The organism is Solibacillus kalamii (assembly GCF_002174535.1).
Classification (GTDB): domain Bacteria; phylum Bacillota; class Bacilli; order Bacillales_A; family Planococcaceae; genus Solibacillus; species Solibacillus silvestris.
This window is the reverse complement of the sequence record NZ_NHNT01000014.1, coordinates 1-21642: the sequence shown is the minus strand read 5'-3', so window position 1 is coordinate 21642 and position 21642 is coordinate 1. Positions and strand designations below refer to the sequence as shown.

Annotated in this window: 22 protein-coding genes and 1 rRNA gene; 15 read left to right on the top strand and 8 right to left on the bottom strand. The window is 38.4% G+C overall.

Annotated elements, in window-relative coordinates:
* Nucleotides 1-618 precede the first annotated feature (618 nt).
* The 4 genes from CBM15_RS16725 to CBM15_RS16710 all read left to right on the top strand — a co-directional run bounded on the left by CBM15_RS16725 (nt 619) and on the right by CBM15_RS16710 (nt 4290).
* Nucleotides 619-1830, top strand: a complete 1212-nt coding sequence (locus CBM15_RS16725; RefSeq protein ID WP_087618359.1) for an EAL domain-containing protein — start codon at nt 619-621, stop codon at nt 1828-1830.
* 150 nt (nt 1831-1980) lie between these two features.
* On the top strand, nt 1981-3192 hold the full coding sequence (locus CBM15_RS16720) for an NAD(P)/FAD-dependent oxidoreductase (RefSeq protein WP_087618358.1): 1212 nt from the start codon (nt 1981-1983) through the stop codon (nt 3190-3192).
* 150 nt (nt 3193-3342) lie between these two features.
* On the top strand, nt 3343-3840 hold the full coding sequence (locus CBM15_RS16715; RefSeq protein WP_087618357.1) for an NUDIX domain-containing protein: 498 nt from the start codon (nt 3343-3345) through the stop codon (nt 3838-3840).
* Between the two features lie 123 nt (nt 3841-3963).
* Nucleotides 3964-4290: a YuiB family protein gene (locus CBM15_RS16710; RefSeq protein ID WP_008408831.1), complete on the top strand. Its 327-nt coding sequence runs from the start codon at nt 3964-3966 to the stop codon at nt 4288-4290.
* A gap of 76 nt (nt 4291-4366) precedes the next feature.
* Here the strand turns inward: CBM15_RS16710 and CBM15_RS16705 are convergent, their stop codons facing one another.
* Nucleotides 4367-4846 (bottom strand): divergent PAP2 family protein, encoded by a 480-nt coding sequence (locus CBM15_RS16705; RefSeq protein WP_087618356.1) that lies wholly within the window; start codon nt 4844-4846, stop codon nt 4367-4369.
* 157 nt (nt 4847-5003) lie between these two features.
* Between CBM15_RS16705 and CBM15_RS16700 the strand changes: the two genes are divergently transcribed.
* The 3 genes from CBM15_RS16700 to CBM15_RS16690 all read left to right on the top strand — a co-directional run bounded on the left by CBM15_RS16700 (nt 5004) and on the right by CBM15_RS16690 (nt 7482).
* Nucleotides 5004-6503 (top strand): leucyl aminopeptidase, encoded by a 1500-nt coding sequence (locus tag CBM15_RS16700; protein ID WP_087618355.1) that lies wholly within the window; start codon nt 5004-5006, stop codon nt 6501-6503.
* A 120-nt stretch (nt 6504-6623) separates the two neighbouring features.
* The gene (locus CBM15_RS16695; RefSeq protein WP_008408834.1) at nt 6624-6827 is read left to right on the top strand and encodes a hypothetical protein; all 204 of its coding nucleotides are present in this window, start codon (nt 6624-6626) and stop codon (nt 6825-6827) included.
* Between the two features lie 94 nt (nt 6828-6921).
* Nucleotides 6922-7482, top strand: coding sequence for a YufK family protein (locus CBM15_RS16690; RefSeq protein WP_087618354.1), 561 nt, complete (start codon nt 6922-6924; stop codon nt 7480-7482).
* A 64-nt stretch (nt 7483-7546) separates the two neighbouring features.
* Here CBM15_RS16690 and CBM15_RS16685 read toward each other — a convergent pair whose 3' ends face one another.
* On the bottom strand, nt 7547-9397 hold the full coding sequence (locus CBM15_RS16685) for a transglycosylase domain-containing protein (protein ID WP_087618353.1): 1851 nt from the start codon (nt 9395-9397) through the stop codon (nt 7547-7549).
* Between the two features lie 121 nt (nt 9398-9518).
* On the bottom strand, nt 9519-10736 hold the full coding sequence (locus CBM15_RS16680; protein ID WP_087618352.1) for an MFS transporter: 1218 nt from the start codon (nt 10734-10736) through the stop codon (nt 9519-9521).
* A 187-nt stretch (nt 10737-10923) separates the two neighbouring features.
* On the opposite strand from CBM15_RS16680, the gene CBM15_RS16675 reads away from it, so the two are divergent.
* Together CBM15_RS16675 and CBM15_RS16670 are read left to right on the top strand one after the other, a co-directional pair.
* On the top strand, nt 10924-11511 hold the full coding sequence (locus tag CBM15_RS16675; RefSeq protein WP_008408840.1) for a peptidylprolyl isomerase: 588 nt from the start codon (nt 10924-10926) through the stop codon (nt 11509-11511).
* Nucleotides 11512-11533: 22 nt separating this feature from the next.
* On the top strand, nt 11534-11779 hold the full coding sequence (locus CBM15_RS16670; protein ID WP_008408841.1) for a hypothetical protein: 246 nt from the start codon (nt 11534-11536) through the stop codon (nt 11777-11779).
* A 67-nt stretch (nt 11780-11846) separates the two neighbouring features.
* Here the strand turns inward: CBM15_RS16670 and CBM15_RS16665 are convergent, their stop codons facing one another.
* On the bottom strand, nt 11847-13022 hold the full coding sequence (locus CBM15_RS16665; RefSeq protein WP_087618351.1) for a MalY/PatB family protein: 1176 nt from the start codon (nt 13020-13022) through the stop codon (nt 11847-11849).
* A gap of 78 nt (nt 13023-13100) precedes the next feature.
* Between CBM15_RS16665 and CBM15_RS16660 the strand changes: the two genes are divergently transcribed.
* Entirely contained in the window at nt 13101-13361 is a 261-nt protein-coding gene (locus CBM15_RS16660) for a YugE family protein (protein ID WP_173364534.1), read from the top strand.
* A 36-nt stretch (nt 13362-13397) separates the two neighbouring features.
* Here CBM15_RS16660 and CBM15_RS16655 read toward each other — a convergent pair whose 3' ends face one another.
* Nucleotides 13398-13604 carry a helix-turn-helix domain-containing protein gene (locus CBM15_RS16655; protein ID WP_008408845.1) on the bottom strand — a complete coding sequence of 69 codons (207 nt, stop codon included), beginning with the start codon at nt 13602-13604 and terminating at the stop codon, nt 13398-13400.
* A gap of 111 nt (nt 13605-13715) precedes the next feature.
* The gene (locus tag CBM15_RS16650) at nt 13716-15044 is read right to left on the bottom strand and encodes a sodium-dependent transporter (protein WP_008408847.1); all 1329 of its coding nucleotides are present in this window, start codon (nt 15042-15044) and stop codon (nt 13716-13718) included.
* Between the two features lie 246 nt (nt 15045-15290).
* Between CBM15_RS16650 and yugI the strand changes: the two genes are divergently transcribed.
* From yugI to CBM15_RS16635, 3 genes are all read left to right on the top strand, one after another.
* Nucleotides 15291-15665: a S1 domain-containing post-transcriptional regulator GSP13 gene (gene yugI, locus CBM15_RS16645; RefSeq protein ID WP_008408849.1), complete on the top strand. Its 375-nt coding sequence runs from the start codon at nt 15291-15293 to the stop codon at nt 15663-15665.
* Nucleotides 15666-15897: 232 nt separating this feature from the next.
* On the top strand, nt 15898-17142 hold the full coding sequence (locus tag CBM15_RS16640; RefSeq protein WP_087618350.1) for a Glu/Leu/Phe/Val family dehydrogenase: 1245 nt from the start codon (nt 15898-15900) through the stop codon (nt 17140-17142).
* 68 nt (nt 17143-17210) lie between these two features.
* Entirely contained in the window at nt 17211-18374 is a 1164-nt protein-coding gene (locus CBM15_RS16635) for an iron-containing alcohol dehydrogenase (protein WP_087618349.1), read from the top strand.
* Nucleotides 18375-18434: 60 nt separating this feature from the next.
* On the opposite strand, the gene CBM15_RS16630 is transcribed toward CBM15_RS16635, so the two are convergent.
* Nucleotides 18435-19424, bottom strand: coding sequence for a cation diffusion facilitator family transporter (locus CBM15_RS16630; protein ID WP_087618348.1), 990 nt, complete (start codon nt 19422-19424; stop codon nt 18435-18437).
* 14 nt (nt 19425-19438) lie between these two features.
* On the bottom strand, nt 19439-20158 hold the full coding sequence (locus CBM15_RS16625) for an MgtC/SapB family protein (protein ID WP_008408857.1): 720 nt from the start codon (nt 20156-20158) through the stop codon (nt 19439-19441).
* 141 nt (nt 20159-20299) lie between these two features.
* Here CBM15_RS16625 and CBM15_RS16620 point away from each other — a divergent pair, with 141 nt between their 5' ends.
* Together CBM15_RS16620 and CBM15_RS16615 are read left to right on the top strand one after the other, a co-directional pair.
* Nucleotides 20300-21190: a DMT family transporter gene (locus CBM15_RS16620; RefSeq protein ID WP_087618347.1), complete on the top strand. Its 891-nt coding sequence runs from the start codon at nt 20300-20302 to the stop codon at nt 21188-21190.
* A 323-nt stretch (nt 21191-21513) separates the two neighbouring features.
* A 16S ribosomal RNA gene (locus tag CBM15_RS16615) occupies nt 21514-21642 on the top strand; the annotation flags it as partial.

The following is a 21642-nucleotide window of genomic DNA, read 5'->3' as shown; positions in this document are numbered from 1 at the left end:
TAGCAGAGCATATAGCTTACATATATACGCCTACAGCTTTAAAATGAAAAGAAATAAAAAAAGCGGTCCAACAACGATTTATTCCCGTTGTTGGTCGCTTTTTTGTGGTCTCTCTGTTAGTTATATGTAGTAAATAAAAAACTGCTTTAAAACTTACCTATCAACCCATTTATGAATCTGAACCAATATCATCAATCAGAATTTTTCTTAACTCTCGTTTTCGCTTAATATGCCAGATTAATCCTTTGGTTAACTGCGTTTTAACTTCAATATTATCAGTATTAGCGATCAATATTCGTAATTTCTTAGTGCGTACCTTATGGAGCCGTATTTCCTCTAAACATTTCCTTCTCACCAGCTCATCCAAGTAAGCACCTCATTTAGTTTGCTTAACTCTAACATAACAGGAATACGTTTGCATTATTAAATTTCCGACTTAGGGTGTCCCTTTTGTATTTTAAAATGCAATTTTTTTAGCTTTCGTATGCAAATTAATTATTTTAATCATTAAAACTTATATTTCCTATAAAATAACTATGTTTTAATATGTCGTTTTGTATTATTATAAGGTTTGAATTATTATAGAGTTATCACCATACTGCTAGGGGGCTTTTTTAAATGAGTGTTTTAGAATTACTGGATAAGCTAGATCAAATCGAAATTTTATATGAGCCAATCTATAGTGCAGATGGACATCGCATCGTGGCTTATGAAGCGATAGGCCAAGTGGAAAGTGAAAATGGAAAAGAAATGATTAATATCGAGCAGTTTACATATGAAAAGGACGTACCAGCAGATATTAGAGCAGAAATTGAGCAAATCTTTGTCCGCAGATCATTACAAAATGTTGCTCATTTAATTGATGATGTCGGTTTATATATCCCATGCAATCCCGAACTGCTTTTGCTGGATTTTGGAGAAAGTTATTTTTCGATGCTGAAAGAAACAGTTGCTGAATCGAATCTTCCGAATATTACGTTAGTCATGACGGAACATCTTTTTGAGGGGGAGTTGAACCAGCTTCAGCATTTAATTCGATACATCAAAACATACGGGGTTAAAATTGCATTGGCAGATGTCGGTTCGCAAACCCATCTTGAAAATATATTACTACTTGAACCTGCTATTCTTAAAATCAATGTTGGTCAGTTGAACTACAATTTATGGGGTGCGCAAAACCATGCGTTTTCAACTATCCGTACACTCGCTGTAAAGATGGGTACGCAATTATTAGTCGAAAATATTGAAACGGTGTACCAGTTACAGCATGGCTGGAAAAACGGGACCCGTTATTTCAAAGGCCCTTATTTGCAACTGCCGCATAAGGAGCTGCAAGTGCGCGATTCTCTAAAAGAACGTTTCCGCAAAGAGTGTGAGCAGTTTATAGCAACGGAGAAGAAGCTGCTTCTGCATAAATATGAGGAAATGAAGCGTCTTGAACGGATAATTTGTTCAACAGTCGATCAGATCAATCCATCCACTTCACAAATTGATAAACTAATGCAGCTGGCAAAGGCTTTGGAAAAATGCGCGTTTCGTATTTATATTTGCGACAGCAATGGTTTCCAAACATCCCCGAATATCCGTTGGAAAGACGAACAATGGGAAAAGCAAGAAGAAATTATCGGAAAAAACTGGAGCTGGCGTCCTTATTTCCTGTTGAACATTATTAAAATGACAAAAGACAATAAAGGCGAGCTGTCCTCTGTTTACAGTGATATTGAAACAGGCGAGTTGACACGAACATATTCAATGGCCATTTCGAATGAAGAATTTTTGTTCATTGACATTAAATACGATTATTTATATGAACATAATATTGTAAATTGACGGAACGAATCATATCCATTTGTTTGAAATCGCGCGGGAAAAACGCTACTATTATGTTAGTATTTCAGTAATAAACCGTTTACTGGCGTTCTATAAAAATAGCCAATAGATTTATAGCGCCGATTCATTAAAATGAAGGGGTTTGATTGAATGAAGAGACCGACTATTTTAGTATTAGGCGCGGGGTACGGGGGATTAACTACAATTGTAAATCTTCAAAAGTTAATCAATACACACGAAGCAGAAATTATTTTAGTGAACAAAAACGACTATCATTATGAAACAACTTGGCTGCATGAAGTAGGGGCAGGTACGATTTCACCGGATAAAGCACGTTATCCGATTTCAAAAGTGATTAATGACAATGTAACGTTTGTCATCGCAAATGTAGAAAACATTGATGTCAATACAAAGAAAGTAGAGACATCTGCCGGTGAGTTTACGTACGATTATTTAGTGATTGGCTTAGGATTTGAAGGGGAAACATTCGGAATTCCCGGCCTGAAGGAACATGCATTATCATTGACGAATATTAATACCGCTCGCCAAGTCCGTGAGCATATCGAATATCAGTTTGCTTCTTGGATTTTGGATGAAGTAAAAGACGACAGTAAGCTTACGATTGTCGTAGGCGGTGCCGGTTTTACAGGAATTGAATTTTTAGGGGAGCTGGGTAACCGGATTCCTGAACTATGCAGAGAATTTGATATCCCACAGGAAAAAGTACGCCTTCTTTGCGTAGAGGCAGCACCGACTGTATTACCAGGATTTGATCCGGAGTTAGTCGATTATGCACAGGAACAGTTACGTAAAAAAGGTGTGGAATTTTCAATCGGTACACCTATTGTGGAAGCAACTGCAGAAGGTGTGAAAATTAAAAAGGACGAAGGAAACACGGAATTCATTAAAGCCGGCACAGTTGTATGGGCTGCGGGAGTACGTGGAAATGCTTTAATCGAGTCTTCCGGTATTAAATCAAACCGTGCACGTATTGCAGTTCGTGAAGATATGCGCGCACCGGGCTTTGACGATGTCTTTATCGTAGGAGACTGTGCGTTTTTACTGAATGAGGAAACTGGCAGACCTTATCCGCCAACAGCTCAAATTGCGATGCAGCAAGGTGCTATTATTGCGAAAAATATTAAACATATTATGAATGATGAACCGACAGAAGTATTTGTTTACGATGATAAGGGGGCTGTTTGTTCATTAGGTCAGGAAGATGCAATCGGAACAGCATTCGGTCGTAAATTTACAGGTAAACCTGCATCCGCGTTAAAGAAAGTCGTAGACGACCGCGCATTATATTTAGTCGGCGGTGTCGGCTTAACATTAAAAAAAGGGAAATTCAAATTTATATAAACAAACTTCAAACTTGCAAACGAGTGTATAACGCATCCTTTGCAAGTTTTTTTATCCCGCATTCAGGTAGTAATTATCTAACCGGGAGAAAAGGATAAGCGGGAGACTAGCTACCCGACCTTATCAGCCTAGCAAAGGGGATTGATGTTAATGAAAGAGGATCGTGGAAAAGTATGGCTTGGAGTGGCTGCAATTGTTGAAAATTCAGCAGGAGAGTGGCTGCTCGTCAAAAAAACATATGGGGGACTAAAAGGGGCATGGTCCTTACCGGCAGGATTTGTCCAGCCAGCCGAAACCGTTACGAATGCTGTCACGCGTGAAGTGTTGGAGGAGACTGGAATTGTTTGTGAAGTAAAGGGACTAGTGGGCTTCCGTTCCGGTGTAATTTTGAATGATATTAGTGACAATATGGCGATTTTTTATTGTAAGCCAGTCGATAATGATCAGCCATTTACTTTGCAGGAAAGAGAAATCGGTGAAGCATGCTGGATGGCACCAAATGAGATTATCCATCATGAACTGTCATCGGTCATGCTCAGAGAAATGGCTAACCAGCATGCAGCACAACATATTCACCCGATTATTGAAGGTGTGAACCCGGGGGATGTATTTGGCTATAGCGAATATCATCTGTTTTTCAAAAAATAAAACTATTTACTTTATGAAGGAATTTTGACAATATTAGTATTCTGTACGTTATTTTGGATGTTGAATTGAAAGGACCCGTTATATCATGTAAAATTATGATAGATTAATGGGGGTATACATAACATGAATGATGTTTCGTTAGTACAAGTAATCATTTCCGTCGTTTTATTTTTTGTCATGTTTTTCGGAATCGGCTTTTTATTGAATATGTTATTGCGGATGACATGGTTGATGGCAATTGTCTATCCGGTTGTCGTAGTTTTTATCATTGATGAAGTAAGTTTTTTAGATTATTTCTTTAAGGCGGGGACAGCATTTCCTGCTTTAATCGATAAAATTCAGGCCTTACAGCTCGTTGATATCATCATCTTAGCTGGCGGTTTTGGCGGGGCAATCGTATCCGGCTTTGTCATGATTGCACTGCGAAAAGCAGGATATCGCATGTTTTAGTTTACTTCAGCGGATTGCCTGCAAAAAAATATGGAGGTATGTTAAAGCCGGTTTGGCCTTTAACATACCTCCTATTTTATAATATTTGAATGGTGTACCATAAAGCTGCAAAAACAATCCCTGCAAATCCTCCGACGAATACTTCACTTTTTTTATGACCTAATAATGTTTTTAAATCCTCTATTTTTTCTTGCTCATTCATTTCCGGCCAGCGCTTAATTTCATCAAAAAACAAACGAAGATCGTGGCGCAGTTCGTTTAAAACTGCAGCATGTTGTCCAGCCTGAAAGCGTACATGACTCGCATCGTACATGACAATTCCTGCCAGCATCGCTGCAACAGCAAAAGTCGGTGAATCGAATCCGGTCTCAATACCAACTGCCGTAGCAACACTTGTCACAGCTGCAGAATGGGAACTCGGCATTCCGCCAGTAGATGTCAGCAAGCTCCAATCCACTTTTTTCGTTATGATAAAATGAATCGGTACTTTTAAAACTTGCGCAAAAATAATCGCAAAAACTCCAAGCCAAAGTGGCGTATTTTGTAGAAGTTCGATAATTACACCTACTTTCTCCTCATTGCTATAATTATATCATTTTCCCTACATTCGTTTGAATTTAAACTCACAGAAAAATAAAAATTATTGGATGTTTCGTTACCCGAATTAAAAAGTTTTGTATATAATAAAACTATACATTAGGAGGTTTTAAACTATGAATATTGAATCAGCAGCAAAAACATTTGAAACACAAACTTCTGAAACATTGATTATCGGAGTCCAAAAACATCGTGAGCAAATGAAAAACTGGTCAGCGTTTAGTGAATTTTATGGAGATGTCATTGACACATGGCTTCATGCAGGCGAAATTTCGTCGGACGTTAAAAAAATTACGAAATTACCGTATTCGGGCAGTCATTCTTCACTTAAACGTATTTACTTTGTCGGTCTCGGTGAACGCAAAAATATAACAGCGAACGAATTACGTGAAGTATTTGCAGCTGTTGGTAAAGAACTGAAAGCGGCAAAAGTAAGCGACGCGGCAGTTTGGGTAGAATCTTTTACAACAGATCAGTTGGAAGAAGCGGAAGTCGCGTATTTAGCTGGTGAAGGTTTGAATTTAGGTTATTATTCCGTACAAAATTATAAAACGACTTCAAATGAGCCGAATACGTATTTTGATCAAATCCAATTTGTGACGGAAGCAAATATGGAAGATGTCATTGGAAACTTTGAAGTCGGGAAAATTTATGCGGATGCTGTAAATGAAGCGCGTACATTAATCAACTTACCTCCTAATTTACTGACAGCAAGTGACTTAGCAGATTATGCAACAGAGCTTGCCAATATTTATGGCTTAGAAGTCGAAGTATTAAATAAAGCACAACTGGAAGAATTGGGTATGGGCGGTATTTTATCTGTCAATAAAGGGTCTGTAGAAGAGCCACGTTTAATTACACTGAAATACCAAGGAAAACCTGAATGGGAAGATGTCATTGGCTTTGTCGGAAAAGGGGTAACATACGATACAGGCGGCTACTCATTAAAACCGCGTGAAGGCATGGTCGGCATGAAAGGTGATATGGGCGGTGCTGCTGTCGTTCTTGGTGCAATGCGCATTATCGGTGAAACTCATCCGAAACAAAATGTCGTTGCGGTCATCGGTTCTACAGACAATATGGTATCAGGGGATGCATTTAAGCCGGATGATGTCATTACAATGTACAACGGCAAAACAGTGGAAGTATTAAATACAGATGCAGAAGGCCGTTTAGTATTGGCAGATGCCATGACATATGCAAAACAGCAAGGTGCCAACTATTTAATCGATGTTGCAACATTAACGGGTGGCGTAATTGTAGCATTAGGGAAAGATAAAACAGGTGCTTTAACAAATAACGAGGAATTTTTCGAAGAGTTTATGGGTGCGGCGCTTGAAACAGGCGAGTTTGTATGGCGCTTACCATTAACAGAAAGCGATAAAAAGCGTATCCGTAAATCGGAAGTTGCAGATTTAAATAACTCGCCGGGTCGTGACGGCCATATGATTTTCGGCGGTGGCTTTGTTGGAGAGTTTGCAGAGGGTACGCCTTGGGTTCATCTTGATATTGCAGGGACATCCGATGCGGATGCACCGCATGCATTAGGACCAAAAGGCGGCACAGGCGCAATGGTGCGTACTTTGGCAGCATTAGTAGAATTGCGCGATAACTAATTAATCCTCCTGGATGCTTTGCAAGGAAAAACTTGCAAGGCATCTTTTTCATTTTTAGGCGGGTGACTAGCGGCTCTCATAATTATGAATACACTATTCATAAGGGAGGAGGACATGAACATGGTTAATCGCTATAATCCAGGTTTTGGATTCGGATATCCATTTGGGGTTCCGTTTTTAGGGAGCTTTTTAGGAGGTTTTTTAGGAGGTTCATTGAATAATCGTTACGGACCATATCCGCCGTATTATCAACCGTATCCGCCTAATTACTACTATCCGCCTTATTATCCGCGCTATCCGCGCTATCCGAGACGCTACTGGTAAGTATGCGGAAGTTGATAAGGAGAGGCTTGCTCGTCCTCTCATAGTTAGCTATGATGAGAAAGAGAAATATTACGAGTTTTGAGGGACCAAAATTATGAAAAATCCATATTTATATGGCTACTTACCATTCATTACAATCATTTTATTCAGTTTTTCTTTCAGTATGTTAGCCATATCAGAATCACTACAATTGCTTCATGCAATCGGCGTCTATAATGGAATGCGTGAATTTTTATCGGATCTGGAGCTGCGTTTCGTATTACTGATTGTATTTGTACTACTATTTTTCATGATTTTTTCAGCATTGAAGCTGATCGGGGAAACGATTCATGAGCTTGGAATGCTGTTCTTCTCAAAAGATAAAGAAGGGCAAACGATCCATGCAGCACGCGGTGGATATGTCATCTTCTTTTTTGGAGCATTTGCTTCGGTAATTGGAAGTCAATCCTTACTAATTTTAGTCGGCATTTTTGTGTTCACGATTTTTTGTTATTTTATTTATAACGTTTATAAGAAGAGTCAGTACATGTCCATTGCAGGTGTCATCGGTTTAATCCTTTTTGAAGTACTTACGTGGTTTCTTTTACTGTCTCTTGTCGTCTATGCCGTTATTAAGCTGTACAACGGGATTCTCGCGAGCTTACCGTTCGCATAGTATAAAAAAAGCTTGTTAGGTTTTAGCGGGGGAGGTGCGCTATTTAAAACTAACAAGCTTCTTTTTATTCTGTTATTGCATTGAATATAGAAAAATGAATTTTTGCGCGTTCGATTGCTTCCATTGAACGGGGCTGATCATAACCGATCCATACAGCTGCCGTATAATCATTCGTCAATCCGGCAACCCAATAATCTTTAAATTCATTCGTCGTTCCGGTTTTGGCTCCGATATAGCCTGAAGAGCTATAAAGACCTCGCCCGGTACCGGTAGCCACCGTTTCATTCAGAAGGCTGCGCATCGTTTTCGTTGTCGAAGCAGACCATATTTCCTCCCGTTTATGCGGCCAGCTAAAAATCGTTTCCCCTGTTAAATCGGTTACTTTCCGAATGCTATGGACAGGCAGGTAATAGCCATCGATAAAGCTGGAGTATGCATCGGCCATTTCCAGTGAAGTCACTCCATATGTTAATCCGCCCAATGCTGCCGCAAATGTCCGGTCTTTTTCTATGATCGATTCAAAATTGAAGCGGTTAATATAACGAAATGCTGTATCGACCCCTATGGAATTAAACAAACGTAAAGCACTTGTATTAATACTGTTTTTGAATGCGGTTTCCACTGTAATATTGTTGTACCAAATGCGTCCATAGTTGTCCGGGCAGAAATTCCCGACACAGTACGGACCGCCATTTACGATCGAATAAGGCGTTGCGGAAGTTTCTTCAAAGTAAGGAGCAAACACACTGATCGGCTTAAATGCAGAACCCGGCTGTCTTGGTGATTGGAATGCACGGTGCAAGTCATGCTTTCTATAATTCTTTCCGCCAAAAATGCTGATCACTTCGCGTGTTTCATTATCAATAATCGTTGCGCTCGCCTGTAAATCCGTTTTTGGTAAAATTTGATTAATTGCTGCCTCGTCCTGCCGCTGTTTATCAGGTTGTAACGCAGTATATACATGAAGTCCTTGATGTAAAATAGCTTCTGTTTTTTTCTGCAATTCTAACTGTAGAAATTCCTTTTCCAATTTATCTGACGTATTGTCGATTTTTTCACGGTAACCCGTTTGTTCGGCAATCAGCCATTTCAGTTCCTGTAAAACGAATGTACTGTAACTCGGATATTGCTGGGCTTTTTGCTTTATATTTAACTGGATCGGTTCATTTTTAAATGTATTTGCCTCATCCGCTGTAATAACACGATGTTCGGTTAGTTTATCGATTAACCGTTCCTGCCTGCTTTTTGTATTTTCAAAATGCACGATCGGATCATATAATGAGGGATTATTCGGAATAGCCGAGATAAAAGCGATTTCGGCAATAGAAAGTTTTGATAACGGCCGATTGAAATAAAAAGTTGCCGCAGCGCCGATTCCATATACTTGGTTGCTGAGATACATTTCATTTAAGTACATTTTAAAAATTTCGTCTTTTGAAAAAGATTTTTCAATTTCGTAGGCGTAAAAGAGCTCCATTAATTTCCGCTCATATGTTTTGTCTGTTGTTAAATAACGCATGCGGACAAGCTGTTGTGTAATGGTGGAACCGCCCTGTTGGATGGACTGCTCCGATTTATTTGCGATGAGTGCACGGGCGATTGCACTCACATCAAAACCGATATGTTGATAAAAACTTTCATCTTCACTATAAATAAATAGCTGTTTTGCGATTTCAGGAATCTCTTCCAGCGCAAGTGGCTGTGACCATTCAGTATATTCTTCACTGAAAATTTTACTGTTTGCATCATATAAAGTGATGGGCGATGTAGAAGTTACTTCAGGAAGTTCAATAGATCGCTTGATTAATTGTTCATACTGCTCCGCTTTCGCCATTTCCTTCCAAGCCGCATTACCGATTAGGAGAAGTATAGGAATGCTACATAAAATGACAATGTAGCCGAAAAGTTGTTTCATGGATGATTGGCCCCTAACTAGGATCTTCAATAAAATTGTCCAAAATAAAAACAACAAAATGAAAACGTATCATGCGTAATCATCTGTTGTTTTTTAAGGATACCATATAAACATTGAACATTTAAGCATGTTTTTTTAACATCTCGTCCATATACTGAACTGGAAGCTTTTTCAAAAAAGACATTATGACAAAGCCGATAAAAAATAGTAGGCCGGTCGTATAAAATACGGAGTGGATTCCACCTAGACTTGCTACAACCCCGCCTAATACCGGCCCGATTATATTGCCAAGGAAACGGAAACTCTGGTTATAGCCCATAATTTCACCTTGTACTTCAATCGGTGCTTCGCGGCGAATAAGCGCGGATGTAATCGGGATTAGACCACCGGATATAATTCCGAATAAGAACCGTAGTATGATCAGCTGCCATAACTCTGTAACGAAAGCCTGCGGAATGATGAAAATAACAGCCAATATTAACAAATACGATAAAATTCTTTCATAACCATAATGGTCAGCTAATTTTCCCCAAAATCTTGCGAAACATATATTACCAAGCCCTGCAGCACTGAAGGTAACACCAGCGAGCATTGCTACTTCCTGAGAAGGGGTAAGTTCAGATACGTATAGGGACAGCAATGGCTGAATACTAAAGTTCCCGATCTGAATGAGAGAAGTTACGAACATAACATTTAATATGAGGCGGTGATGGAAAATGGCCCAAATTACGTTTTTTCTTGAATAAATGACATTCTTAACTTTTCGGATAATGGCCGGTTCATGAATTCCGAAAATGATAATAGTCGCCGCTATTGTGATTGTGACTGCGGTAATGAGAAATGTATATTTAAAGCCAAAAGTATCTGCCATCAAGCCTCCTAACACTGGACCGAATAATGTCCCGCCGACACTTCCCATCTGCAATGTCCCAAGCGTCTTTCCAGCAACTTCCTTTGGGGTATGTTTACTGATAAACGCAATGGAAGTAGGGATAAAGCCTGTTACAACACCCATTGCAAGTCGCAATACAAAAAACTGCTCGACATTTTGAACATAGCCCATTAAAAAGATACTTAACCCCACACCAAAACAATTGATGATCATGATAGGCTTGTACCCGTATTTGTCAGCAATTCTCCCCCAAATCGGGGACATTAAAAATGCGGTAATAAATGTAGCCGCAAAGATTATGCCCGCCCATGTTTGTACATAATCATCCGAAAAATCACCGAGCGTATCAATATATAAAGACAAAAACGGCATAATCATCGTAACAGACGCTGCAACAATAAAGTTTGCTACTAAAATGATGATGAAATTATGTCGCATATTTTTCAAAAGTATCACATTCTTCCTTTTTTATTAAAATATAGTATAGCTTATTTCGTAATACGAAGGAAGTCCTTCGCAACATAGTGGCTTAAAATATTAGAGTTATGGTAAACTGGGACTTGGTATTAAAGGGGAAGTTTGGTTCTATACCTATACCCATCCTTTCCACATTTTATTTAAAGGAGAGACAAAAATGTTTCCACAATTATCGAAAGAACTAAATCCAGGCGAAGTAATGGTAGAAATGAACACAACAATGGGTTCAATCAAAATTAAATTATTCCCGGAGCACGCACCAAAAACAGTTGAAAACTTTTTAGGTCATGCAAAATCAGGTTACTATAACGGTATTATTTTCCACCGTGTAATTCCGAACTTCATGGTTCAAGGTGGCGATCCAACTGGTACTGGTATGGGCGGCGAGTCTATTTGGGGCGGTACATTCGAAGATGAGTGTGTGCCTGAGTTAATGAACATCCGCGGCGCATTATCAATGGCAAATGCGGGCCCTGGTACGAACGGTTCTCAATTCTTTATCGTTCAAGCACCTCAAGTTGAAGTATCGATGTTAAAACAGATGGAAGTGCGCGGCTGGTCAAAAGATGAAGTAGAATTTTATAAACAAAACGGCGGTACACCGTGGTTAGACGGTAAACATACAGTATTTGGCCAAGTTGTTGAAGGTATGGATGTTGTTGACAATATTGTTAAAGTTGACCGAAATATGCACGATAAGCCTAAAGAAGATGTTAAGATTGAGTCAATCACAGTAATTGACTAATTTTTAAAGGACGTGTGGGCTAGTGAACCAATTTTTAATGAATTTCTCTGGTGGCTTTTTATATTTCCCGGAAGACAAATCACTTTATCTTCCAGCTGCAATTGAATTCGCTATATTACTGATTATTGTTTTTGTTACATTCCGGTTCATCCGCCGCATCGCTGCTCGCCAAGCAGCACAGGCTAAAATTTTGGAAGAACGCGCATTAAAAGAACGTGATGCGCGTATCGCTAAAGAAAACGCTAAGGAAGAATATCAAAAGCAATAATCAAAATGATGTAATAAAAAAGGGGCAGTCCGGAAATTAATATTTCCAGGCTGCCCCCTTTGATTCATTATTCAAATGTTGCCATCGTTCTTTTAATGCGTTCAACCCCGTCCTGCAACAGTTCGAATGGACAAGCTACATTGATACGTAAGAAGCCTCTTCCTGCTTCCCCGTATTTTGTCCCTGGATCTAGCGCAACTTGTCCAACTGATAGAAGTCGTGCCATTAGTTCCTTTTCTTCAATCCCTGTTTTACGGTAGTCAATCCACATTAAATACGTCGCATCGGGAATTTCCACATCAAGTCCTTCAATAGCGTTCAATTCTTTCGCAACATATTCCATATTGTTTTTTAAATAAACAAGAAGATCGTCCAACCACGCTGCTCCTTCTGTATAGACAGCCTTTACAGCAGTCGAAGCAAATGTATTTAAACCTAAATTACCGTGTGCCTGTGTATTTTCCTCGATTGCCGTAAATAGTTTACGGTCTGATGCAACAATCATTGCGGCATGAATTCCGGCAATATTAAAAGTTTTTGTTGGTGCAATACATGTGATAATTTTTGCCTCGTTTGCATTCGCTAACGTTAATACAGGCGTATATGATTTCTGTATTGAAATATCCGCATGAATTTCATCGGATAATAAATAGACATCGTATTGAACACATAGTGCGACTAACTGCTCCAGCTCTTCCCGGCTCCAAACAATACCGATCGGGTTATGCGGATTACATAAAACAAATAGTTTAATACCGGCGCGGAATATTTCTTCAAGCTCAGCAAAATCCATCGTATAATGACCATTTTGTTCAGTTAATTCACATGTTACGACTTCACGTTTCTGAGCAGCCGGTACATTGGTGAATGGTGGGTATGCTGGAGTGGACATCCCGATTTTATCACCAACCTCTGTAAAGGTTTCGATAATGGTCGCGATTGCCGGCACAACACCAGGCTGGAAAATAATTGTGTTAGGATCAATCGTCCATTGATGGCGCGTTTTATACCAATGAACAATTGCATTTTTCACATCGTTGTCAGCAAATGTATAGCCAAAGATAGGGTGCTCCAATCGAGCCTTTAGTGCTTCTGTTAAGGCTGCAGGTGGAGGGAAGTCCATATCTGCTACCCACATCGGCAGTAGTTCTGTTGTATCTTTCAGATTGTAAACGACATTCATCATATCCCATTTTACAGATGCGGAACTGCGACGCTCATGAACTTTATTAAAAATAGACATTTAAATCCTCTTTTCTTATGATTTCTTTCAAATTATGGTATCATACTTACTATTATAAGAGGTAGTTAGGTGAATCAAATGGATAATATTGAAATGAATCAAAAATGTGTACATTTATTGGAACAGTGGGACCCTTTTAGCTACGGTACCGATAGTTATTCTACTGAAACGGCAGATGTTGTCGCTGCACTTCAAAATATTGACGATCCAACAACATTAGCAAAAGTCATTCAAAGAGTTTATGAATACTCTTTTGAACAATGGATTCCTTTTGAGCAATGTGTTGCAATCGCATATAAATTAATTGCCGTAAAATTCGAAGCGAAGTGTATTATATAAAAAGCAGGCGACCTGTAAGCTGAGGTCGCCCGCATTTTAATGTAATCCGTCAATTAAGTTTAAAACCGGAACTTCCAAAATAGTTGATAAAATTAGTATGGTTTGGGTTGAAGGAATTTGCTCACCGTTTTCGTAGGCTGTCAGTTTTTCAATACTGATTTGTGTTCGTAATGAAAGCTCTTCAATTGATAAATTCTTTTCCGAACGTAAAGTTTTCATCTGTTCCTGAAACTGCAATTTCATTTCCCATCTCCTCCCCGTATATGTTTACTATCATATGAACAACAACTTATAAAGTCCTCTAAATAATAAAAAAAACTTGTCCGATTTTTAAATCGAACAAGTTTTTCAAGTTTAACTAAAGAAAACTTTATTAATAAAGATAGCCGCAATTGAAAGTGGGGCTACATAGCGTACAATAAACAACCAGCAATTATAAACAATTGGGGATGCCTGCATTTCTTCACGAGAAATTTTCTTTGAATAATAATATCCGGCAAAAATAGAAGTTAAAAAGGCACCGATCGGCATTAAAATCGCACTTGTTACATAATCAACAAAGTCAAAAATAGACCGTTCGAAAATGGTGATGTCCGATAAAATTCCGAATGACAAAGCACTGGGAATCCCGACAATAAAAATAATCGATGCTAATAACCAAGAGGCTTTTTTACGCTGAGCTGTTTTTTCTCGAATACCGATTGAAACGACCACTTCCAGTAATGCAATCGCTGATGTAACTGTTGCAAACAGGAGTAAGATGAAAAATACCAGCAATAAAAATCCGCCAAATGGCAATTGTTCAAAAACAGCTGGGATCATTATAAATACTAAGCCAGGTCCCTCTGTGGGAGAAAAGCCTAATGCGAATACTGCAGGAAATATAACAAGGCCTGCCAATAAAGAAATCGCAATATTCATACTCGCAACATTTACAGCAGAAGTTACAATTTTTTCTTTCTTAGATAAATAAGATGCGTATGTTATCATTGCCGCAACTCCAATACTTAGAGAGAAGAACGCTTGACCTAACGCTAACATTAACGTATCGCCGCTCAAGTATGACCAGTCCGGAACGAACATGAATTTAACGCCTTCCATCGCACCATCCAATGTAATAGAACGAATAAACAGTAAAATGAAAAATAAGAATAGAATCGGCATCATCCATTTACTTGCTGTTTCAATCCCGTTTTTTATTCCAGCTTGTACAATGAATAATGTTAAAAGCATGAAAGCAGCCTGTGCGATTAAAACTTCCCATGGGTTTGAAATAATATCTGTGAACAAAGTGCTGAAATTAACCCCTTGACCTGTAAGTGAAAAACTAACAGCCCGAAGTATATAGCTTAATATCCAACCACCTACAACACTATAGAAGGATAATATTAACCCGCACGCAACAAGGCCAATCCAACCGATCATAAACCACGGTTTATTTGGAGCCTGCTCTTTAAAAGATGTGATCGGATCTTTTTGACCTCGTCGTCCAATCATAAATTCTGCGATTAATATCGGTAAACCAATTAAAATAGTACATAGAACAAACAAAATAATAAATACACTACCGCCATTCGTGCCCGCCATATAGGGGAACTTCCAAATCGCGCCAAGACCGATTGCGCTTCCTGCTGCCGCAAGTATGAATCCTATCTTAGATGTAAATTGATCTCTAGATGACAAAAAAAAACCTCCTCATATATATGCAAGTACTCATTTTACAGTACGATTCACATATTTAGCAAAAAGTTTTTTGAATTTATTGAATCTGCAAATTGAAGGAGAAGAAATTTTTACATTTTTTTAGAAAGACTCTTATTTAATGACTTAAAAACGCTAGATTAAAGCGATTCTTTGTTACAGCTCGTCTCATATGTTATAATTTAACATGACATTTACGTATATACGAAAAGAAGGTAGGAACAACGTATGACAAAAAAAATTGAAGTGGGTGACGTGCTAACGGGTAAAGTGACAGGAATTCAACCATACGGAGCTTTTGTTGCTTTAGATGAATATACGCAGGGACTTGTGCATATTTCTGAAATCACATACGGTTTTGTGAAGGATGTAAGTGATTTTTTATCCGTCGGGGATGAAATAGAAGTTAAAGTTCTGGATGTGGATACAGATCAAAAAAAAATAAGCTTATCGATACGCGAGCTGCAGGAAGTACCGTTCCACCGAAGAAGGGATATGCCGCCACGGCGTTCTTTACAAGATCGGGTCGATGAAGTGGATGCGGATGGATTTCAAATTCTAAAGGAAAAATTGAAAGATTGGATCGAACAATCTGGACATTAAGCAGGACATGTTCAATTTATTTATTTAATAAGTTGGACATGTTTTTTATATGGAGACAATAGGTCAGTTTTGAGCAAATTTCATGAAAAAAGCGCTTTCTTCGTTAATTATCAAAGGAATTGTTAAAAGTGTATAAAATGTGGCTAAATATTTAACAAACTCTGAATAAAGTATGTTACAATGTTGGCGGAAAGACCCAAATACATCAAAATTTAAAGAGGCGAATTATAAAATGGCTGAAAATTTGAACTTATTTACATCAACTCAAGAAGTAATTCATGAGGCATTAAATAAACTAGGCTATGACGAAGCAATGTATGAATTACTGAAAGAACCACTTCGTATGTTGACTGTGCGTATTCCTGTAAAAATGGATGACGGTACGACAAAAGTATTTACTGGTTACCGTGCACAGCATAATGATGCAGTAGGTCCAACAAAAGGTGGCGTACGCTTCCACCCGATGGTATCGGAAGAGGAAGTGAAAGCGCTTTCGATGTGGATGACGTTAAAATGCGGTATTGTTGACCTTCCATATGGTGGAGGGAAAGGTGGCGTTATCTGTGACCCACGCGAAATGTCAATGGGTGAAATTGAACGATTAAGCCGCGGCTATGTTCGTGCCATTAGTCAAGTAGTTGGTCCGACGAAGGATATTCCGGCACCAGACGTATTTACAAATGCTCAAATTATGGCTTGGATGATGGATGAGTACAGCCGTATGGATGAATTTAACTCGCCAGGATTCATTACAGGTAAACCAATCGTTCTTGGCGGTTCACAAGGTCGCGACCGTGCAACTGCAGAAGGTGTTACAATTGTGATCGAAGAAGCTGCAAAAAAACGCAATATCGATATTAAAGGCGCACGAGTGGTTATTCAAGGCTTCGGTAACGCAGGTAGTTTCTTAGCGAAGTTTATGAGTGATTTAGGAGCGAAAGTTATCGGTATTTCAGATGCACACGGTGCGTTGCATGATCCGAACGGTTTGGATATCGATTACTTATTAGATCGCCGCGATTCATTTGGAACAGTTACTACATTGTTTGAAAATACAATTTCAAACAAAGAGCTTTTGGAACTGGATTGCGATATTTTAGTGCCTGCTGCTATTGAAAATCAAATTACAGCGGACAACGCACATCAAATTAAAGCAAACATCGTTGTAGAAGCAGCGAACGGTCCAACTACAGCTGAAGCAACTAAAATTTTAACAGAGCGCGGTATTTTGCTTGTTCCAGATGTTTTAGCGTCTGCTGGTGGTGTAACGGTATCTTACTTCGAATGGGTACAAAACAATATGGGTTATTATTGGACGGAAGAAGAAGTACGTGAAAAATTATATTCAAAAATGATTTCCGCATTTGAAAATGTTTATACAACAGCACAAAACCGTAATATTAACATGCGTTTGGCTGCATATATGGTTGGTGTTCGCCGCACTGCCGAGGCCTCTCGCTTCCGTGGATGGGTATAATCATTATATTATTAAGTCTCACTCCTATTATTGGAGTGGGACTTTTTTGAAAATAGGGGGAACTAATGATGAACGAATTTTCATTTTATAATCCAGTAAAGATTCATTTTGGTAAAGGGAGTATTGAACATTTAAGAAAAGAACTTCCGCAATACGGAAAAAATATATTAATCGTATATGGTGGGGGAAGTATTAAATCGAATGGTGTATACGATGATATTATGGCCATTTTAAATGACTTGAACATGAATGTCTTTGAGTTATCAGGTGTCGAGCCAAACCCTCGTGTAGAAACAGCACGTAAAGGTATTGAAATTTGTAAAGAAAATCAGATTGATATCGTGTTGGCAGTAGGGGGCGGTTCGGTCATTGACTGCTCTAAATTAATCGTTGCAGGTGCAAAAGTGGAAGCGGATGCCTGGGATATCGTAACTAGAAAAGTTATGGCAACTGAAGCATTACCATTAGCAACAGTCCTGACATTAGCAGCGACAGCATCTGAAATGAACTCAGGTTCGGTTATTACGAACTTAGAAACAAAAGAGAAGTATGGTTGGGGTAGCCCGGCAACTTTCCCGAAATTCTCGATTTTAGATCCATCCTATACTTATTCAGTGCCGGCAAACCAAACGGTAAATGGTGTTGTTGATACAATGTCTCATATCTTTGAACAGTATTTCAACAATGCTACAAACACACCGATTACAGATGAAATGAGCGAAGGGGTTTTACGTACGCTGATCGATGTTGCACCAAAAGCATTGAAAGATCCATCTAACTATGAGCATCGTGAAACATTAATGCTTGCAGGAACAATCGGCCTAAATGGTTTCCTGGCATTAGGCTCACGCGGTGACTGGGCAACACATAACATTGAGCATGCGGTTTCAGCATATTACGATATTGCACATGCAAGCGGCTTAGCTATTTTATTCCCGAACTGGATGAAGCATAATTTACATGTGAATCCTTCCCGTTTTGCAAAATTAGCTGTAAATGTATTCAATATTGATCCGACAAACAAATCAGAGGAACAAGTTGGATTGGAAGGTATTGAAGCATTATCTGCGTTTTGGACATCTCTTGGTGCCCCAAATCGCTTAGCTGACTATGATATTGATGCTACACACTTCGAAGAAATGGTTGAGCATTGCCTAGTATATGGTCCATTCGGCAACTTTAATAAACTTGAAGCAGAGGATGTACGCAAAATTTTAGAAATGTCATTATAAGAACGTGAAAAAAAGGAAGCGGTCGGATAGTGGGACCAGCTTCCTTTTTATTTGATTCAATTAAATCATGCCTTTTTCTGATTCAGGTTTTGTAGCGATATGTGTCCAACTGCGTTCTCCATTATCCTCATCGAACGCCAACGTAACTTTTGTCACACCTTTTTGGTTTAACAGCAGTGTTGTTAAATGATCGCGTACATCATCTAAATAAGCGAGAGACAAACTTGGATCTGTTTCCGCAATAAGTTCCACATGTAAAAATTCGCCTTCTTTAATTACTTCAAGTCGTGCGATATCTGTTACATGAGGATCTTCCATCACAAGATTTCCGATATGCACAAGCATTTCCTCATCAGTTTCTCCAATTGCCCCACGTGCATTATCTAAAAAGACACGGCCAACTACGTAAAACATCATTAAACCGATTACCATTGAAATAAATCCTTCTAATCGGTAAAATTCGGTGAAATATGCAATAACAATTGCTAAAAACGCCAGGACATTACCTGAAGTCGCCACTAAGTCTTCCATCCATACAAGCTTTGTCGCCGGTTTTGCACGCTTTAAATATTTTGCAGACTGGAGAATTATTATCCCTTTAGGTTCTACGCTAACTTCATGAAGCACTTCTTTTGCAGCTTTATTTAAAACAAAACCTTCTAGAATGATACCAATTGCCAATACACCAAGAGCAATCAAAATTCCTGACGATTCCGTTGCAGGATGCATAAAATGATGCCATCCTTCTTTAATTGTTTCATATGAAAGGATTGCTACAATTAAAACGGCGCCCAAACAGACTAAGTTAACAATACGTCCGTAACCATTCGGAAATTTTGGAGTAGGAGCCTTTTTTGCTAAGGCAGAGCCTATGAATACAAAAAATTGGTTTGCAGCATCCCCGAAAGAGTGCATCATTTCGGCGAACATCGCAACATTTCCTGTAAAGAAGAACGCAACTCCTTTAATCGTTCCTAAAAATGTATTGACGAATGCAGCGAGTAATGACGGTTTATTACCATCCTTGAGTAATTTAAATAGTTCTCCCATAGCGTTTTCCTCCGTTAATCTAAATATTCTATTTTAATATTTCTTACATAATCCAACTTTCGCAGCCGGTTGTAAAGTTCGATTGTATGATTCGTTTCGACGGTCGACAATCGTATATCGATTTCGTGCAACAGCTTATCAGAAAATGGTACATCCCTGATTGAAATATTATCAATATACATATCATGCTCCCTCAAATAATCCACGAGGTTTTTTATATTATCTGCTTGGTCGGTATTGATAATTAAAGATACTTCACGCATTCTTAGACGTTTTGGACCGAATCTAAACAGAAAAGGTGCCAGTAGTTCAATGCCCAGTACGACAATAATCACAGTAATAAAAGCTTCAATATAAAAGCCAGCTCCTACGGCAATTCCGATTCCGGCTGCTCCCCAAATCATTGCTGCTGTTGTAAGACCCGTTATACTGTCATTCCCCTTACGTAAAATAACACCAGCACCTAAAAAACCAATACCACTTACAATTTGTGCGGCTAATCGCAATGGATCCATCGTAATGTTAATGTCGTCTCGTGCAGGTGTTGAATAGGCAGTCTCAATTGAGATAATCGTAAGTAAACAACTAAACGTTGCAATAACTAAACTTGTCTTTAGACCGACTGGCTTCTTTTTCAATTCCCTTTCGATACCAATAATTAAACTTAGTGTAGCCGCAATTAATAATTTTAATAAAATTTCTAACGTAAATTTATCATTCGCTAACCATTCCATATCCAAACATCTCCTTCATGTTAAATGGAATTCAAATCCTCTCGAAAAAAAATTATTAATAAGGTATAGTTTGATAATATGATATGAGGTATCACAAAATATTTCATATTAGATAATATATTATAGAAAGAAGGGATTTTAGTGGAAAAACCACCAATCCACCCGTATATCCCTATTATTATTGGCGTAATCTCTGTTTCCCTTTCTGCGATTTTTGTAAAACTTTCAAGTGCAGATGCTGGAGTAATTGCATTTTACCGTATGCTGTTTTCGATAATGATTATGCTCCCGTGGTTTTTGATGAAATATAAAAATGAAATAAAAGTACTGTCAAAACGCGATTGGACCTTTTCATCGATCGCAGGGGTATTTTTATCATTTCATTTTATTTTATGGTTTGAATCATTAAATTACACTTCTGTAGCCAGTTCTACAGTGTTAGTAACAATGCAGCCGCTATTTGCTTTTATAGGAACGTATTTATTTTTCAAAGAAAAAATAACGCTCCAGACATTTATTGCAGGGGGCATTGCGATTTTAGGCAGCGTCCTTATTAGCTGGGGAGATTTCAAAATTAGTGGTACGGCACTTTATGGGGATATATTAGCATTGATTGCCTGTGCCTTAATAACTGGTTATTTATTGTTCGGGCAAGATGTACGGAAAAGATTGTCTCTTGTTACATACACGATGGTCGTTTATTCGGTAAGTACAGTTACTTTATTCTTTTATATTATTGTAAAAGGGGAATCATTCGGTCCATATCCGGCAATTGATTGGATGTGGTTTATTTTATTGGCGATTATTCCAAACTTATTAGGGCATAATCTTTTCAACTGGGTGTTAAAATGGACGAGTACAAATGTAATTTCGATTGCCATTTTATTTGAACCGGTTGGTGCAGCGCTACTTGCAATGTTTATCTTTAATGAATATTTGACTGTTTCTCAAATTGTAGGCGGATTAGTCGTTATTTTGGGGATTATGTTGTTTGTAGTAGACCTAAAAAAGTTTTTTAGAAAAAAAGCTTGATTTCAACTATCCTTTTGAGGTATATTATTACTTGTCCTTAAGAGGATAGTTACTTCAGAAATATTTCGCAATAATTATTGACTTCATAGAAACAGTATATTATACTATTCTAAGTCGCTAATGTAGTGAAAAAAATTATAAAATGTTATTGACATAATAATAGTGAAATGATAACATTGAGAAGTTCCTGTTTGGGACGCAATGAACCTTGAAAACTGAACAAGCAACGTTAATGAAACAAGCTTCTTAAATGAAGCAAACAATAGATTACAACTTCTAACGAAGTTGAATCGCTAGCAAAGTAAATGAGCTTTCAAACTACTTTTATGGAGAGTTTGATCCTGGCTCAGGACGAACGCTGGCGGCGTGCCTAATACATGCAAGTCGAGCGGAAATTTTATTGGTGCTTGCACCTTTAAAATTTTAGCGGCGGACGGGTGAGTAACACGTGG